The 16,850-nt window shown below is 29.5% G+C and carries 21 protein-coding genes; all 21 read right to left on the reverse strand.

Annotation, left to right across the window (positions count from 1 at the left end; genetic code table 11):
- Positions 1 to 94: 94 nt before the first annotated feature.
- Positions 95 to 685: a hypothetical protein gene (locus D1815_RS21285; RefSeq protein WP_233557560.1), complete on the reverse strand. Its 591-nt coding sequence runs from the start codon at positions 683 to 685 to the stop codon at positions 95 to 97.
- Between the two features lie 102 nt (positions 686 to 787).
- Complete coding sequence (locus D1815_RS23800; RefSeq protein ID WP_158594432.1) at positions 788 to 1,384, reverse strand: AraC family transcriptional regulator; 597 nt, start codon at positions 1,382 to 1,384, stop codon at positions 788 to 790.
- Between the two features lie 547 nt (positions 1,385 to 1,931).
- Entirely contained in the window at positions 1,932 to 2,999 is a 1,068-nt protein-coding gene (locus D1815_RS21295; RefSeq protein WP_118389295.1) for a polysaccharide lyase family 7 protein, read from the reverse strand.
- 164 nt (positions 3,000 to 3,163) lie between these two features.
- On the reverse strand, positions 3,164 to 3,292 hold the full coding sequence (locus D1815_RS24025; protein WP_255420145.1) for a hypothetical protein: 129 nt from the start codon (positions 3,290 to 3,292) through the stop codon (positions 3,164 to 3,166).
- 20 nt (positions 3,293 to 3,312) lie between these two features.
- The gene (locus D1815_RS21300) at positions 3,313 to 3,537 is read right to left on the reverse strand and encodes a hypothetical protein (RefSeq protein WP_118389297.1); all 225 of its coding nucleotides are present in this window, start codon (positions 3,535 to 3,537) and stop codon (positions 3,313 to 3,315) included.
- Between the two features lie 15 nt (positions 3,538 to 3,552).
- Complete coding sequence (locus D1815_RS21305) at positions 3,553 to 3,780, reverse strand: hypothetical protein (RefSeq protein ID WP_118389299.1); 228 nt, start codon at positions 3,778 to 3,780, stop codon at positions 3,553 to 3,555.
- 38 nt (positions 3,781 to 3,818) lie between these two features.
- A complete protein-coding gene (locus tag D1815_RS21310; protein WP_147404138.1) occupies positions 3,819 to 4,490 on the reverse strand; it encodes a hypothetical protein in 672 nt (223 codons plus the stop codon).
- Positions 4,491 to 4,628: 138 nt separating this feature from the next.
- A complete protein-coding gene (locus tag D1815_RS21315; protein WP_118389303.1) occupies positions 4,629 to 5,603 on the reverse strand; it encodes a polysaccharide deacetylase family protein in 975 nt (324 codons plus the stop codon).
- A 101-nt stretch (positions 5,604 to 5,704) separates the two neighbouring features.
- A complete protein-coding gene (locus tag D1815_RS21320; protein ID WP_118389305.1) occupies positions 5,705 to 6,364 on the reverse strand; it encodes a CPBP family intramembrane glutamic endopeptidase in 660 nt (219 codons plus the stop codon).
- Positions 6,365 to 6,487: 123 nt separating this feature from the next.
- Entirely contained in the window at positions 6,488 to 7,297 is an 810-nt protein-coding gene (locus D1815_RS21325; RefSeq protein ID WP_118389307.1) for a LytTR family DNA-binding domain-containing protein, read from the reverse strand.
- Positions 7,298 to 7,514: 217 nt separating this feature from the next.
- Positions 7,515 to 8,072: a hypothetical protein gene (locus D1815_RS21330; protein WP_118389309.1), complete on the reverse strand. Its 558-nt coding sequence runs from the start codon at positions 8,070 to 8,072 to the stop codon at positions 7,515 to 7,517.
- 126 nt (positions 8,073 to 8,198) lie between these two features.
- Positions 8,199 to 8,894 (reverse strand): cyclase family protein, encoded by a 696-nt coding sequence (locus D1815_RS21335; protein WP_027395809.1) that lies wholly within the window; start codon positions 8,892 to 8,894, stop codon positions 8,199 to 8,201.
- A gap of 35 nt (positions 8,895 to 8,929) precedes the next feature.
- The gene (locus D1815_RS21340; protein WP_118389311.1) at positions 8,930 to 9,628 is read right to left on the reverse strand and encodes a hypothetical protein; all 699 of its coding nucleotides are present in this window, start codon (positions 9,626 to 9,628) and stop codon (positions 8,930 to 8,932) included.
- A gap of 204 nt (positions 9,629 to 9,832) precedes the next feature.
- On the reverse strand, positions 9,833 to 10,333 hold the full coding sequence (locus tag D1815_RS21345) for a GNAT family N-acetyltransferase (protein ID WP_118389313.1): 501 nt from the start codon (positions 10,331 to 10,333) through the stop codon (positions 9,833 to 9,835).
- 63 nt (positions 10,334 to 10,396) lie between these two features.
- Positions 10,397 to 11,209 carry an AraC family transcriptional regulator gene (locus D1815_RS21350; RefSeq protein WP_027395806.1) on the reverse strand — a complete coding sequence of 271 codons (813 nt, stop codon included), beginning with the start codon at positions 11,207 to 11,209 and terminating at the stop codon, positions 10,397 to 10,399.
- 243 nt (positions 11,210 to 11,452) lie between these two features.
- A complete protein-coding gene (locus D1815_RS21355) occupies positions 11,453 to 11,869 on the reverse strand; it encodes a DUF6326 family protein (protein WP_027395805.1) in 417 nt (138 codons plus the stop codon).
- A gap of 292 nt (positions 11,870 to 12,161) precedes the next feature.
- Positions 12,162 to 12,635: a GNAT family N-acetyltransferase gene (locus D1815_RS21360; RefSeq protein ID WP_118389315.1), complete on the reverse strand. Its 474-nt coding sequence runs from the start codon at positions 12,633 to 12,635 to the stop codon at positions 12,162 to 12,164.
- Positions 12,636 to 12,968: 333 nt separating this feature from the next.
- Complete coding sequence (locus D1815_RS21365) at positions 12,969 to 13,490, reverse strand: hypothetical protein (RefSeq protein WP_118389317.1); 522 nt, start codon at positions 13,488 to 13,490, stop codon at positions 12,969 to 12,971.
- A 44-nt stretch (positions 13,491 to 13,534) separates the two neighbouring features.
- Positions 13,535 to 14,416 (reverse strand): PhzF family phenazine biosynthesis protein, encoded by an 882-nt coding sequence (locus tag D1815_RS21370; RefSeq protein WP_118389319.1) that lies wholly within the window; start codon positions 14,414 to 14,416, stop codon positions 13,535 to 13,537.
- 67 nt (positions 14,417 to 14,483) lie between these two features.
- Complete coding sequence (locus D1815_RS21375; RefSeq protein WP_027395802.1) at positions 14,484 to 15,011, reverse strand: sigma-70 family RNA polymerase sigma factor; 528 nt, start codon at positions 15,009 to 15,011, stop codon at positions 14,484 to 14,486.
- 160 nt (positions 15,012 to 15,171) lie between these two features.
- The gene (locus D1815_RS21380; protein WP_118389321.1) at positions 15,172 to 16,599 is read right to left on the reverse strand and encodes a S41 family peptidase; all 1,428 of its coding nucleotides are present in this window, start codon (positions 16,597 to 16,599) and stop codon (positions 15,172 to 15,174) included.
- Positions 16,600 to 16,850 lie beyond the last annotated feature (251 nt).

Consider the following 16,850-nt stretch of genomic DNA (forward strand, 5'->3'; position numbering starts at 1 on the left):
ATCTTAATTTGCGTTCTAAAATATACTATAATGTTACCTCACTAAATATAATATTTTGCTTTCTTTTTTCTTAAAAATACCAGCTTTTATATTACTAAAAGTGATACCCAATTCGAAAGTGTAGATTTATTGCAGCTTCACCTTTATCTTTTGTAAATCCAGAATTTTTAGAAAAGAAGTGAATATAACCAATCCCAATACCAGTTTCATAATTAAAATGCGTTCCTATATTTCTTCTAATACCCCAAGTAGGAATTATTGATAAGTTATTAACGATATTAACATTACTATCGCCCCCAAACTTAATTAGTAAATCATCCCAATGAAAACTTGTTTTCAGCGCAAAGAAATTACCACTATTATTGTCGATTCGTTTTGATTTACTTAATCGTCTATCAAAATTATAATACCATCGAGGTTCTAACGAAATAACTGTTGTTAACAGAAAACCTGTATCTGGATAGAAATCATCATTTTCGTAAGCATCAAGACCTAATTCCGTCCGCAATGTAAACTGATTTGATAGTTTAAATTCATTATAAATCCATAATCCTGCAAATCCAATTTGAATACCTAAAATTGATTTTTCTACACTTGGATTCTGTGGTTTTTCAATTAGATTTTGTGATTTTACAATTAGTGTGAATACACAAAAAAATAAGGTCAATGCGATTTTTTTCATCATTTTTAATGTTTATAAATTTGATCACAAATCAATGAATTAAAAGGGATTCGGATTGACCAATGGAAGCATTGGTATGTTATAATATGTTAAAAAAAGATAAAACTATCTTTCTAACATACTTCTTTTATAATCAGAAGGCGAAAGTCCAGTCTCTTTTTTGAAAATTCTATTGAAACTGGTTCTTGATTTAAAACCACATTCGCAAGCAATTCCGAAGAGGTTATAGTTTTGATATTGTTCTAGGAGTATCTTTTCTTTTACAGCTTGTACACGATATTTGTTTATTAAATCATAGAATGTAGTATTCATATGTTGATTTAACATAGTAGAAAGTATTTTATCCGTTGTAAAGGTTTTTTGCGCCAATTTTCCTAATGTTAAATCTTGATCTAAATACGTTTGATCTGTTTGTAGAAGAACTTCGAGTTTGTTCTTTAAGATTTCGAACGCTTCTTTTTTTGAAGGTGAAATTTTTTCATTTTTTATCTTTTTAATATTATAGAGCGGTTTATCATCTAATAAAAAAGAAGGTAATAATACTTTAGATTGATTTGTACCGTAATAACTCAAGAACATCACTAGAACTATCATCGCCAAAACAGAAAAATAGTCCGCATTCAAATGAAAATCACTAAATACATATTCATATATCTTAATCACCATATCAACACTCATAATACCTAGTGCTGCAAGTAGCATAATCTTAATCCAATTAAAATCATAGTGGTTTAGGTTCGAATATTTATGTTTGGTTAGTTTTCTGTATGTTGATAATAACCGTAGCGAAAAAAATAAGTACAATAAAAAATATAAACTATCAATTTTGATAATTGAGCGAATAAAATTAGTATGTGTATAAGCTAGTTCGTCTATTTTGAAGTTGTTGAATAGTATTGTTGGTATTGTAATGCTACACGCAAATAGTAAAGCAGGAGTAAAATGAACTAAAGTATTCTTTACTAATTCTTTTTGCTTTAAAAATAATGATTTTACATATAGAAATAATAAAGGACCCAAAATTATAATGGTGATATCATTAGGCAAAAATAGAAGCTGTATTAGCCAATCAATAGTGTGTAGTAACGCATAAAAATAGATTGTAACACATAAAAGAAAAAGAAATAATACAATTAATATTTTTTGAGGTAGTTTTCTGTTTTTTATTTTTAATAGCTGGATCAGAACTATGGCAATGATAAAAATGCCTCCCACCAAAAAAAAATCTAAAATTAATTTCATGAATACGCTACTCTTTATTAGGTACCGTACCAGAACCTACAGCAGCTTCTTTAAACCATACTTCGGCATAGCATCCGTTAGCATATTGTTTAGCGATATCACCATCATAAGTTTTTGATCCAGTATTCCAAACGATATTGTCTTCTGGATTCTTTCCGTTTGTTTGGTTGTAAGCACCTTGTTTAAAAAATTGCAACTCGCCTGCATATGCATCTGGGCGTTCTGTACCATCTCGACCTATAGCCGCATATAATGTTAGTATTTGTTTAGGTATGGTTTCCTTAGAGATAAATTCTGATTTTAATAAGTTTTTTGTAAACGTCTTTGTTGGATGACCTTTACTTGTAAAAGTGATGTACATAATACCTTTATATACGTTTACTTCATAGCTAAATTCTTCTCCTAGTTCGATTCCTTCCTTAGGTTCTTCAGGATATGTAGTTGGACTCGATCCAATAGTAGACATATCATTACCCCAAACAGCTGTTGAGTAATCCCATCTTTTTGAATTATCTCCTTCTGTATTGATTTCGTAGTTCCAAAAAACAGATCCTTTTGTATGTCCAGGGAATTTTTTGTAAAATATTTTTAGTGGTTCGTTTTCATGTCCATCATCACTATGAATTTGTCCAACGACTACAGAATATGATGCAGCCACTCTAGCATCGCCAGATGTGGAAACATGCATTACTTTTAAGGTACCATTTAATTTGCCTCCCGTTTCGGGTATCCAATGTTTTTTTTGCCCTAATTCTGTTCTTGTATTGCTCGAATTTTTTGACGTAATACCAGAGTTTGGTGTTTTATAAACTACCCAGTCCGTTTCTCCATCATTAGAAACATAAAAGAAATCTTTTTGCTCGTAATTGGCTAATTCTTCGGTACGTGTGCCATCACCTGTTAGAATACTCCATTCGTTCATAAAAGGAATAACATCACTAGGGTATACAGTAGTTTTCGTGTTTTCTTTTTCAACGTTTTTAGTTGCATTAGTATGAAAGCAACTATTTAAGCATAGTGCAAGGATACTGATTAGTACAGGCGTTTGAAATAGTGATTTTTTTAATTTTTTCATTTCAAAGGATATTTAACACGGTTTTATTGTTTTCTACTGAGGATATTCGGTGTTGATTAACTAATTATTCAGAGCAAGTTTTACACTTTACCAAAAATACAACAACCATTCGGTTGATTAATTGACTCTTGGTATTATATGTATGTTGCAGTGTTAAGTATTTTTTAGTCAATTCTTTTAGCTACTATATCAAAAGGTTCTAGAGGAAGTCCATACAAGACAGCTTTAGTTTCGTCAATTTCTTTAATAAATAATACCAATCCTCTACGATTATTATAAAAGAAAGAAATCAATAAAGTATTATCTATTTTTTCTAACAGTGTTTTTGTCCTGTATGTTCGATTGTATTAAGAGCTTGGGTTATTTCAGAAGGATCTAAAATTTTATTGAATTTAATGATCATCTTTTCGTTATTCCATTTAAAATTATATTTCAAAAGTTGAATCCTACTTCCTGATATTTTTGATATTGTTGGAGTCAATCTAACATAATCTTGTTCAAAGATATGGTCTTCGGTTTTAGATTCCGTTTCGTTCAATAAGGTTACCTTTTTTCATTTTCTATAAAATCGTATTCGGTCGGGATTTATAAATTGAAAGTTTAGGCCAGCTATATTTTTAGAAGAATTTTCTACTTCTTTTTCCTTTAAATTTACTTCATTTTCGACATTTTCTAAAACAGCATTTGTAATTCTATCATTGCCGAAAGTAATAATGTCGATACTACGAAAAGGTCTTATTTCGCTCACATTAATCCATTTTCCATCGGTTTCTGTATTCAATTGCCTCAAGTGTTTTATATGTTGTGTTAGCTACGGTTCTACTTTTTTTCAAATATCACTTTTGAATTATTTGGCTCGAATATTTTTGATGGTATTTTCTTTTCATCAATAGATATAGCTTCTTGGGTGGCTTTAAAAAAAGGATAAAACTCAGTTTCATTTCTAATACTTATTGAGTTAGATTCTTTTACAAATAGATTCCAAAATCCATTAGTATAATTTTCATATAACTTCGAATTAAGTTTATATTTTGGATTGAAATAATATTTACCACGAAAAGTTTTAAAAAACGATTTTGGATCAGATGGTTGATAGTTAATGGTGATAGATTCGCATAATTCATCCATTACAATTTTTTTGTCATCTGGATTGCGACTAAATTCAAGTAATTTGTCTTTTTCAAGCCCAAATTTTGCCTTAGTTATGGTATCTTTTTTTTCGTATTCAGTATATGAATATCCTTCGTCTAATCGAACTATTATTTTCATCCATCCAAGTTCTCCTTTTCCGTTATAAATCATTGTATATCTATCTTCTTGAACAAAAGCTGTAAAAGAATCTCCAAGTTCGGTAGATAAATAACTCCTTGGAATATTTGGGTTTATAGGTTCATATTCAATTTTATACTCTATTTGACCTTCAAAATATTCTTGTCCGTACATATTAGAAATCAATAATAGGAATAAAATTGTTTTTGTTAGCTTTTGCATTTTAATAGTTAATGTTATTACAGAAGTATGTTATGAGGTTATAAGTATGTATCATAAAAAGGTAAAATGTTACCTCGTTTTTTAGTTTTTCTGTTGGTTACAAGGAGTTAAAAATATTATTTAGGTAATCCTTCTATGTTAAAGACCAATTGCATCCATTTTGTTTTTTTCGTATCGACTATCTTCTGCAGGATATCGCAATATCTGATCGTATTTTTCTGATTGTTTAGCCATTGAATAAATTAAACTCTCTCCTGCAAAATCGGATGTAGGAATCTTTGTAAATATTTCATCTTCAAAAGCTTTATCGGCATCAATAACCTCCCAACCTTGTTCTTTAAATTTTTTAATAAGATCTCCTAAAAACAATGCAGATGTTAGATTGTGATGAAGCAACAATGTGTGATTGATATGTCTTCCGTTCATTTCGTAAGAAAGCTTTTCATAATAATTCGCTCGTTCTAAAATATGATCTAAGTAGAAGTCTTTAAACCTATCGATATCTGCTTTTTCAAGTCCAACTTGTTTTATTCTTTTGATTAAGCGCTGATCTACATACCAATCCGAAGCATCTATAGTTACATAACCATTCGAGTAATTGTGCTTGCTAAGTATGTTTCTAATGCTATCAACTTTTGTTTGGTTTTGTCCCTCTTTTAAGTAGGGAAATCGAAAAAGCTTGATATGATTGCTAAGTTTTGAGATAATTACATCTGTTTTTTTGAGTTCATTCTCAAAAAGATGTGAATCGTTTTTTTCGGAATTAAAATTGGGGTGAGAATAGGAGTGATTCGCTATTTTATGCCCATTATCATTCCAACTTTTAAGCAAAAATTGCCCTTTTTTACTGGATTTATTTTTTCCTGTAACGAAGAATATGGCTTTTAGATTTTTTTCTTCAAGATGTGTTAAAATCATTTTGTTCCATTCCTCAAATTTGAAATTTGCGATATCAGATGTATTTCCATCGTCGAATGTAAAACTTACTAGCGGTTTTGATTGTAGATTTTTTTTAGATTGATCCAATGCTTTTTCCGGCTTTTCTGCTATTGAGTTTTTGCATCCAAAATTGATGAAGAGTAGAAATAAGATTATTGATTGAATTTGCTTCATTTTTTGTAATTATAGTTCTCAATAGTCTAGGTAAAATTAATTTTTATTTTTATAATAAATTATAGTTCCAAAAAAGATCTATGTATTGTTGCTGGGAATCGTTATACCAAATCAAAGTAAATACAACTTAAAGCGATGGTGTTAAAAAAACCGTGTACGGAAATCAGAAACCACAAATCGTATTTACGCAAGTAGAATATCCAGGCCAAGAGCGCTCCCACAATCCAAGTAACAAGTTGTCCGGTAATTCCTTGATAACTATGCATAAAGCCAAAAAAACCAGTAATTAGGATAATATTAAGCGCAATACTGATTTTGCTTTCTCCAAAGAATTTTACAAATTGTCGCATAAAATAACCACGAAAGATAATTTCTTCTCCAAACCCTGCGGTGGCCCACACTAATAATAAAGTAATTAAAAAGGCAGGAAGATTTCCTTTTAATTGATCAAAAGCAGAATAATCAATAGGAGTTCCTGTGAATTTTGTTATCCCAGGAACCAATATAAAGACATAAAAAATAAAGAGCCCTAATGCGACTAATGGCGCAATTACTAAAATGTTTTTGAATGTGAAATTTTTACGTTGAAATCCAAGTTCTGAAAATGCTTTTTCTTTATATTCTATATAATTTGCTATAATGATTAATATAGAAATAATGATGTTTTCTATGGTTATACGAAACGGTCCAAACCAAAAAAAGCAGATGAATGCAATGGTAATTAATGGAATTAATATTTGACGTAAGGTGATTTTGTTCATTGTTTTTGATTTTAAATTCTAAACGAAATAATGAACAAAATCTCTGAAATCCCCTTTAAATACTCATGTTTTTACTGAATGGTCGAAATTTACAACTGAATAGTCGGTAGTTTTTGACATCTTTTATTGAAACCAATCCATAAATATTTTTCGCTTGTAACGACTGATATTGATTTCTGCGATTGCATCATTTTTAATGAAACCTTTTAATCGAATACGCAACTTGCCATTTTCAATCTTTTCGATTAGGTCTACAGTATCTTTATGGATGATAATTTGTCGATTGGCTCTAAAAAATAATTGATCGTTTATTTTTTCTTCGAGCTCATTTAATGTAAAATCGGTGTTAATTGTTGTACCATCATTCTGAACAGTATACACAATTTTGTTTTCGCTATAAAAGCACGCAATATTTTCATAGGTAAGCTTCTTTATTTTCGCTCCGCTATCTATAGTGATTTCTGCATCTTTTATAGATAACTTATATAAATTGTATACGTCTTGGGCATATAATAAACCTATGAGAATAAAACATATTAATAAGGTAATTAGCAAACCAATTAAAGTGTAATAAAATTGTATTTCTCCATCTACAACTATTCCTACAATGATATTTACAGGAACATAAATTACTGTAATATATCCTAGAGTAGAAGCCATAAATCTTATGATTGTAACGCTTTCTATTTTTTTAGAAAAATGTTTTTTCTCGTAAAATTTAAAATTAAAATGTGCTATAACTACAACAAGAATGGATAAAATAATAGTAAACAAAAAACCAACTAAAGGGAATCTATAGGATTCACTATCTAGAAAATTATCGCTTGCAGCTAAGTGATTTACCACTAAAGAGAATAATATTAATACAATTGCCTTTCTAAACCAAGGCCATACTGTTTTTGCTATATTCTTTGTTGGTTGTGTGGTATTCATTAATTAGAAGCTCATTTTTGTCAGTTTCAAAAGTAAAGAATAATTTCTCTTTAGAATTTTCACTAAGCATATTGCTCATCATTCATTAAATCCAATCTATGTTTGGTGTAAAATTCTGAAAAAATGCTTCATTAGGTAAAAGTTACTTTAAAGTAGATTTCTTGAATGTTTTTGGAAACGCGCGTATACGATAGGTTCAGGGTAGTTAATTTCGCAATCAATCTTCATGCGCTTTAGAGAATTCTTCTGTTTTTTTATTCAAATAAATTTCTGCATACCTCAGACTTTCTGGATTGATATCTGATTTTACTTTAGCCGTAGGCTTAAAACACCCTTTCTCTTTATTAAAATCTATTAAAGCATTTACCTCATTACTACCCCAGAAAAAGTCGAAGACTATAGCAAAATTACCAATATCGTGTTCGATATAATCCGCAATACTTTTTATGAATCCAAGTCCTGGAATCATTTCATAATAGTTCTCTCCAAAAAAAACTACTCCAAAGTTCCAAATTCCATTTTCTGAATCATATTCAGAAAATCCTCCACTTCGTTTATTATTCTTCCAAGTATCTACGATACTTTGATTATCCGGTTGTTCATAACTAGAAAGGTTGTCTTGAGAAAGTTCATTTTTTCCGTACATTTCTCTTGAATCCCACCATGCAACCCAATTGGCATCTATCTTTAATTGCTTTGGTTTTGATTTTAGAAAATCATCAAGTTTATTCTTTTTAATTTTTACCTTAACAAATAGTGAATTTAATTCTGACATTCTTCTGTTATTTATTTTTCATATTAGTCCTGATTGTATATAGGGTTTAACATAAAATGATTTTAATGCCTAGTTAGAGCACTAAATTTAGTAAATAATTAGCTTTATAGGGTGTAGCCAAAGTTGTTATTTTTCGAATACTGCGATAGCTCTAACAGGTGAACCTGTTCCTCCTTTAATTTTCAGTGGAAGTCCAATAAATCGAAATCTTCCTCTACCGATTAGCAGATGTAGATTTATCATATTCTCGTAATGCGTAAAATTCAATTCTCCACAAATATGATGCACTTTTTTATTTGAGATTCCCGGAACTCCAGGTGACATCGTTTCAACTCCGAAAGCTGATATTTTTTTTTCTCCTAACCAACGAGCAGTTTCTGTAGAAATCCCAGGTCCATTACCCCAATCTTTTCCATTAAAGTTTTTTCGATAATGATCAGTATAAATCAATACAGTATCTCCTTTTTCTATTTTCAAATTAGCCTCTATACAAGCATTTTCAATTTCATTAGGTTCAATTAATTCTTTTAGTCCTTTATGAGAAAAGTCTAAACAAATTCCTTGAGTATAGAACATGGATAAAGGCATTTTGTCAATTGATTTTCCTTTATGTTCAATTGCCATATGGTTTATTGCATCAACGTGTGTTCCGGTATGTTCCCCTAATTCTAATTTATGAACTGCTGGTGTTTTAATTTTTGGATTTTTTATTCCATTCCATTCTTCATGGGAATTATGAACTGTCATTTTAACTTGTGGGAGGTCTTTATAAACAGGCATTCCCTCGTAAATTTCTTGACTTAAATCAATGATTTCTATCATTCAGTAACTTGTTTTTAATATTATTATATATAATGTTAATCCCAGGAACATCCTCCAACGTCATATTCTTTAAATAACTCTTTAGAAATATTGTTGGATAAAAATATTGAAAGCGTTGATCCAGCATAATGTTCAGAAGTTCCAATTAACATATCAAGTAGCTTATCTCCGTTCAAATCTCCAATCCAATGGATAAATACTCCTCCTTCAAAACCACCAGAGGGAAAAGAAAAAAGATCCATTTTTCTAATTGTTTGACGAGTTTTATCGTTGTATGAATCTACAACAAGTTCATAATTTTTAATTTTCTTAAAATATGGAAACTCACCTTTTTCTGTTTCAATTATATTCCCTTTAGCGTAGAGAAAGTAATTTTTGCTATTCTGCTCATCTTCTATGCTATAGACAGAAAATGGAATTGATTCTCCTGGGTACAACATTCTATTTACCCATTTTCCTGTTGTAAAAATACTATCTTTTAAATTTAACCCCTTTATTAAAAACTTTGGGATAGTAGATTTAGTATTATCATATTTTTTGATTAGAAAATTATCCCTGTTATGATACTTTTTTTTCTCATAAACACCCCAATATGCTTCGTTTACATCTGCTTTTATTTCTTTCCATTGAGAATCTACTCCACAATCAGGTATAATAACAGTAATTTTACTAGTTTGAGAATAAGAGTAGTAGAATAAAAGTGAAAGTAGAAATGTATTAATAGTTATATTCATATTTATAATTATGGTTAACCGTCTAGTATAAGAAATGTAGGGCAGGTGATGAGCGGTGCATTTCGGATTGGTACTAATCCAAATATAAATGTTTTGCTTTTATCTTTTTTGTTCTAAATGCCATATTTTATTGTGGCGATATCACAGAAAAGAACTGATCTTTCAAATTGTCTTTGCCCTGTGTTTTTTTACATTGTAGACGTTTTACTTTGTTACTAATATTTTTGCCATTTGATAATTTTCAATAATTTGACCAGTCTCGAAATGGTTAGGTACTATGTCTAGTAATTTAAACTCCATTTTTTTATAAAATTCTATTGTTTTAAGGTTTTCTTTGTGTACGATTAATTCAATTCTTGAAATATTCATTTTTCTAGCGAAACTATCAGTAAATTCAATTGCCTTTTTACCAATCTTTTTACCTCTATAATCTTCTAGTAGGTATAACTTATCTAATAACAAAAAATCAGACGTTTTATTTAGGGCGAGATAACCAACATTCAAGCCTTTATATTTAAGTAAAAAATAATTACTTCCATTCTCAACCTGTTGCTCTATTGCTTTTGCTGTTTGATACTTATTTATGAAATATTTAGTATGTTCTTTTGGAATAACTGGGTCATAAAATTTATGTAAAATTTGCCTAACTAAACTTTCAATAATTTCAAAATCAGCATATAAAACTGCATTTGTAATCTCTATCATCTTTTTATTTTGATAGCCAAAAATCAGCAATTATTGTAAAGTAGAATTGTACAGATTTTACCCTTATGTGAAAATCCAATTTATTTTTTCATCAATTGAGGTTAAATTTTTAAAAAAATCTTTTGGTTTGTAACCAGTAAGTTTATCAAAATCTTTAATCATATGTGCTTGGTCAAAATAATTTGACAAGTAACTTAACTGTGTTAAATTATTTTCTTTTTTGTTTTTTAGCGTTTTCCTAAAACGAACGATTTTTCTAAATTCAGTAGGGGTTTTACACATGTTTTTATTAAAATGTGAAATTAAAGTCTTGTGACTTAAATTACTATCATTTGCGATTGAAGAGATTGATCTATTAGGATTTTCAATTATGGCTTTAATGGCTTTTTCAAGCTTTAATGGCCTATCATTTTTTAGTTTACTAGACCAGTAATTTTCGAGTAGTTTCATTATTTTATCAGATGATGCTATTTTTAGAATTGAACTCATAACATCCATATAATCTAAAAAAGGTAAAAATTGTGTTTTATCTGAGTTACAATAATAATTAAGTGGCCTATTTAAAAAGGCATTCAAACCTAATGGTTTAAAATAAGTTGTAATTTCTTTAACGTAACCCTCATATTGAATCAAAATAGGATTTGTGAAGCGAGTGTCTAAATTGGAATCAAAATTTAGTATTGAAGACTCTGTAGTTTTTATAAACCTATTTGTTCTAACTACATTTGTATTAGAAGAAATTGACACTATAGAAAAAATACTGGGAAATGTAAAATAAGTTGTTCTGCCTTCTTCTTTTGAATGTGTTAAAATATAAAAACATTCAATGTATTTTTGAAGTTCAATATCTGAAGGTTTAATAACTTCTATGTTCATTAATTAATTTCTTCAAATGTTTACCAACGTTTAATGTATAAGAATAGTGCGGTTTTGTGTGCGAGGATTTTTCGAAGGAAAATCAGGCGTAACAAAATGGTACTAACCTTTGATTAAGCGACTAATTTAGGATTATTTTTATACATAGTTGGCAACGGGCTCTTCTCATTTTAGTGATTAGAATTGATTGTTGTCCTATACTAGAATATTCCAGTACTTTTTTTCTATTCTATGTCCTAATTTTCATGATGAGATGCTTTTTTCTTTAGGCCATTTCCAAGCATACCAAACAATTAAAGCAGTAATAATACTTTCTAAAAACGCTAAAAACACGTAGAATCCATACCATTCCGTATTAGAATTGAATCCAATAAATAACATCATTATTGTAAATAACATTCCAAATGTAATATTCAGAATACGATTTATTTTTGGTTTAAGAATAATTGAAGCAGCAACCATTATGGATGAAGTTGCTAAAATTATTGTTGCAATTAATAATTTGGTAGGGCTGTCTAAAATATTTTCGCCTGTAAGTAAGCTGTCTATTTTACCTGGTGTGTAGAGTTCAAAATAATCTCCATATAAATAACAGAAAGTTGCTGAAGCCCATAATGAAGAAAGTTTGATTTTGATGTTTATTTTTGGATTTTCTAACATGTTTGCTTGGTTTTTAAAGTACTTCTATTTATAAAGACGCAATTTTTTTCTAAATGGTTGCTTATTGTTTTTTCATTTTTGGGTAGCCCCTAGTTTTGGGGTGTTCAATTTCACTTGATCCTGTTTTTTTAAGTTCGAGTGTTTGTGCAGTTTGTAGTTAACATTCAGTATAAGAAACGTAAGGCAGTTGATAGGCAATACGTTTTGGATTGATACTACCCCAAATTTTATAGTTGACGACTTTGTAGATAACCACAAACCTTCGGGAAAGCAGAAACCTCTCTATAATTTTTTATGCATTGTCGGCATTAGTGTTATCTATTCCGTTATATACATTTGGGTTATGTTTTTCCATATAAAATTCAGGATTTGGTATTTCCGTAAACCCAAACTTTTTATAAAGCCATTCAGCAGTATCAGTCAATAAAATCCAGCGCCTTAATCCCTGAAGGTTAGGGTGTTCCATGATTTCCTCTATCAGCCATTTACTTAATCCTTTTCCTCTATATTCTTTTAGGATATAAACATCTCCTAAATATGCAATAGTCGAATAGTCTGAAATTATTCTTGCAAAACCAATCTGTTTGTTTTGGTAATAAAGCCCAAAATTCAACGAGTTTTCAACGGATGTTTTAAAAGTATTGATTGGGATTCCGTTAGCCCAATCAGTCTCATTTGCAAGGAATTTATGAATGCTTAAAATATCTAATTTATCCTTGTCGGTTGAAATGGTATAATCATTTCTATATGTTTCTCTAATTTTCAATTCAGTTTCCTTAATTAATATCTAATGTTTTGTGTATGATTATTCGCAAGAAAGTATGCGAGTACTTTCTGCCGTTGCTAAAGATAATTAATGCAAGAGAATTTCTGATAGGGAAATTCTGCCGCAATTAATTATATGTGAATAATGCAAATAATTTAAATTTAAGATTATAGGTTATGGGTATGAGAATTAATGAAAATGTTACAACGAATTCATTACATATTAACTGTGATCCTCACTAAGTTTTACTGGATTTTTTAATGAATTCCTTTCATTAAAGGTGTAACAAGAATCTCTAAGTTTACTTGTTGTTAGTCGTTGTTGATTATTCATTTAGTCCCATAGAGGTTTCGCTTTTTTTGATGAATTAGATTTTTTTGTAAACCAACTTATATCGTGTCTAAATGGTTTTGGCTTCGATGTACTTACAGTATCCTTACCGTAATTAATACTCATTGTGCTAATTAGTCCGTTTGTGCTCAAAATCCAATGGGATTGTGATGGCATTAAGGTCATGCTCAGCGTGTCACTCGTTAAATCAGGACGTTGAGCAAGGAATGGTTTAATCTGTGCAAAGACTTCTTCTCCATTCGCAATTGTTATAAATTCTGCATCGACAATATGTTCAACCGTTTTTGTCGAATCATTTCGTCTTCGCGAAGCCCAACCAATTCTAATAGGATTTCCTTTTCTTACATATGAGATTAGTGCCTCTTTGTTACCGAATACTTTGTTTCCATTAGTATCATTTTTGTATTCTAATTTCCATTCCTCAACGATTATTTTCTTTTCTTCTTTAGTACAACTAATAATAATCAAAGCTATTAAAATGTATAAAAGTGGATTGTTTTTCATATTGTTTGTTCGGTGTTATAAACATCTAAGTTGATAACTAGTTGTTAATCGTCAATTTCGATCTTTAATTGTCTATTGAGTATTCCTTTTCCACCAGCCATTAAATTCTTTATTTCTCCTTCATTGATTTGTAATTTAACAATAATCATGCTTGATGAAGGCTCTTTCATATATTTTCCTTGTTGAATGTGAAAAGTTTTTTTTTTAATTTTTAAAATGTCAAATAAATAGCAAGCAAGTGGTCCAGCAGCCATTCCTGTTCCTGACTCTTCTAATATTCCATAGCTAGGAGCAAACATTCTTGAAGTAGCGTCAGATTTTGTGTCGGTAGAGAATACATAGTAACCAATTAAATCAAACTTATCACTAACGTCACTAATCAAATCAAATTTGGGAATTATATTCTTTAAAATTTCATTGTTTTTAACAGGAATGAGTATAAATGAATTCCCTGTATTAACTAATTTAATTGGTGCATTTGGAATCAAGTCTTTTTTCTTTAACCCTAATGATTTTAAAATGATACTTTCTTCGTTGTTTACATCAGTATATTTGGGAACCAATTGTTCCATAAACGCTAAATCTCCAATTATTTCTATTTTTCGTCTCCCATCTATAGTTTCTTTTGAAGAACTATCATTTTTCAATAAACCAATTTGCTTTAAATAAGAAAATGTTGCTACCGTGGCATGCCCACAATGTGCTATTTGTTTAGTTGGGGTAAAGAAATCCAATTTATAGTCTTCTGTTTTAGATTTTGAAACAAAAGCGGTTTCGGATAGACCTACTTTTTTAGAAACTTCCAGTTTATTTTTATCAGATAATTCATCCGCGTTTAAAACTACACCTGCTGGATTACCACCTTTCCCATTTTCTGCAAAAGCATTAAGAACTTGTACTATTACTATTTTTTTTAAACTACCCATTTTGATTTTTTTTAGATGTTATATAGGATAGACGCAATTAGTTAGAAAAAGACGTAGTTTATTTTAATTATTTTTCGAAGTCTATTAATTTACCGGTGCTATCAGATTCTACATTTGGACAATCTAAAATGTTTTCTTTTAAAATTTCTTTAGCTTTTTGAACCCTTGATTTTGTTCCGGAATATGATATTTTTAAATGTTCTGCCAGTTCTTTTTGTGAATAATTTTTAAAAGAAGTTAAAATAATTGCTTCTTTATGTTGAGAAGAAAGGTTTTCTATTTTTTGATTGATACAGTTTGTTAGATTTGAGTAATCAAAATTACTTTTGTCTATTTCAGGAAAATCTAACCCACTTATAGATGTATTTTCATTTTTTACTTTTCGAAAATAATCAATAATAGTATTTCTTGTAATTTGATAAACCCAAGATGTAAGTTTAGAAGAATGGTTTAGTTGATGGATTTTAGTTTGAACTTTCAAGAACACCTCCTGATGAATATCTTTTGATGCTTGCTCATCTTTTATTTTCCCTAAAATGAATTTATAAAGTTCTTCGTGTAAGTCAATCCATATTGTATTAATCTCAGTTTTCATAGTTTAGGTTTTAGCTTGTTGATAAGGTTTAGTACAAGAAACGTAGGGCAAGTGATAAGTGATACGTTTCGGTTTGGCGACTTTATAAATAAACACAGACTTTTCTGAAAGTTTAAACCGTCCTATGTTTTTTACCTCAGTTCTTTGTCGTGATATATTTTTACTCGTTTTGTAACTCGTTAATTGCGTTTAAAATATTTTTTTTATCTTTTTCTAAATCGTCAGCAACACTTCTAAAAAAAGTCTGTCTATCATTGGGGTAATTCAATTCATAATTAACAGGAACTCCTATATTTTCATAACATTTATCATTATTATCTGTGTAAATTTCATTAGAAAGAGAAAAATACCAACCGTTTGGTAATGTCTTTTGCAAAGCATCCGAAATTGCTCCATTTGTATGTGAGCCAATACGTTTCAAATTATCTAATTCCATTGAACTCAAAGCCATCATATCAGCTGCACTTGCAGACTGTTGGGAAGTTAATAAATATACTGGTTTTGTATAGGGATTTTTGGCTGCCTCTAAATAAATCGGTGTTTTTATAGTATACTTGTTATTGTGTCTTGCTTTTTTAACAGCGATTTTTTTTCTGACAGAGTTAAATCGTCTCAAAATTTCTAATGATACTACATCATGTCCACCACCATTAAAACGAACATCGATAATGAGATAATTTGTTTCCTTAAGGTCCTGCATTATTGTATCCATTAATTTACTTATTCCATCAACTTCTTCTGAAATTTGCTGTTGATAATTTAAACTATCAAATGCATCCATATATGTTGAAATAAATCCATTTTCTTTGACAAGACTATCGTTTAAATTCAAATCTGCATACAAAAACATTGCTTTGATTTGGATATAACCAACATTGTTTTCCATCTTGCCCCATTTCATAAGCCACGTATCTTTGGTCAAATCCTCTTTAAGATAATAATTTGCAACCATTCCAGCAATCTCAAAATCGCCATATTCTTTCAATTCTTTTGTTTCTTCTTCTGCTAATTCTGGTTGGATTTGATTTTCTGCTAATTTATAAACTTCATCTGTTGGTGTTATCGAACCATGATTATCTTTCAACTTTTCAATCATATCTTCCATAACTATATATAAATCAACCTCTGTACTTTTTGAATTGATTTTATTTTTTGAGTTTATGTAAAGATTGTCCCAATCAATTTTATTCAGTTTGAAATATGCGTAGTGATTTTTGTAGGTATTTGCAAAAACCTCGAAATTATACAAGATGTTGTTTTTATCTTTTGAGTTTTGATTGCAAAAATCTGGAAGCTTTTTTATCCTGAGGTAGCGATATCTGTTAAATCCACGATTTATGATTAGCGTATCATTTGAAACTTGCATTGAATTTGCGACTTCCGAAACAGTACCTTCTTTTACTGGTAAGCAAGAAATGTCACTTATGTCAAAATATTCATAAGAATTAGCATCTATTTTCAGGATTTCCCCATAACCGATGGATTTCCAAATACCTTTGATTGAGTGGTTTTTATCTTCATTTGGTTTACAACCAATTAATAAAATGACAATTAGTAATAGAGAAGAACTAGTAGTTTTAGTTAACATGTTGTTTATTGATTTCGTACTCTAAAGATTACAATTTTTAATGATTGTTACAGTTTTTCTTAAAATGCACTACAGCATATTGATATAATTATAAAAGGGAGGCATATACGCATTAGTAATTAATTTCGTGTATTGATAATTCGTTGTTTTCTGTCTCTAGTATAGACTAAAAATTCCCTAAACTAAAAATTCAAAATTAAATACTTTTTATAGCTCTTTTGCCATATCAAATGTAAAACTATGTCAAAAAA

Source organism: Aquimarina sp. AD1 (assembly GCF_003443695.1).
Lineage (GTDB): Bacteria > Bacteroidota > Bacteroidia > Flavobacteriales > Flavobacteriaceae > Aquimarina > Aquimarina latercula.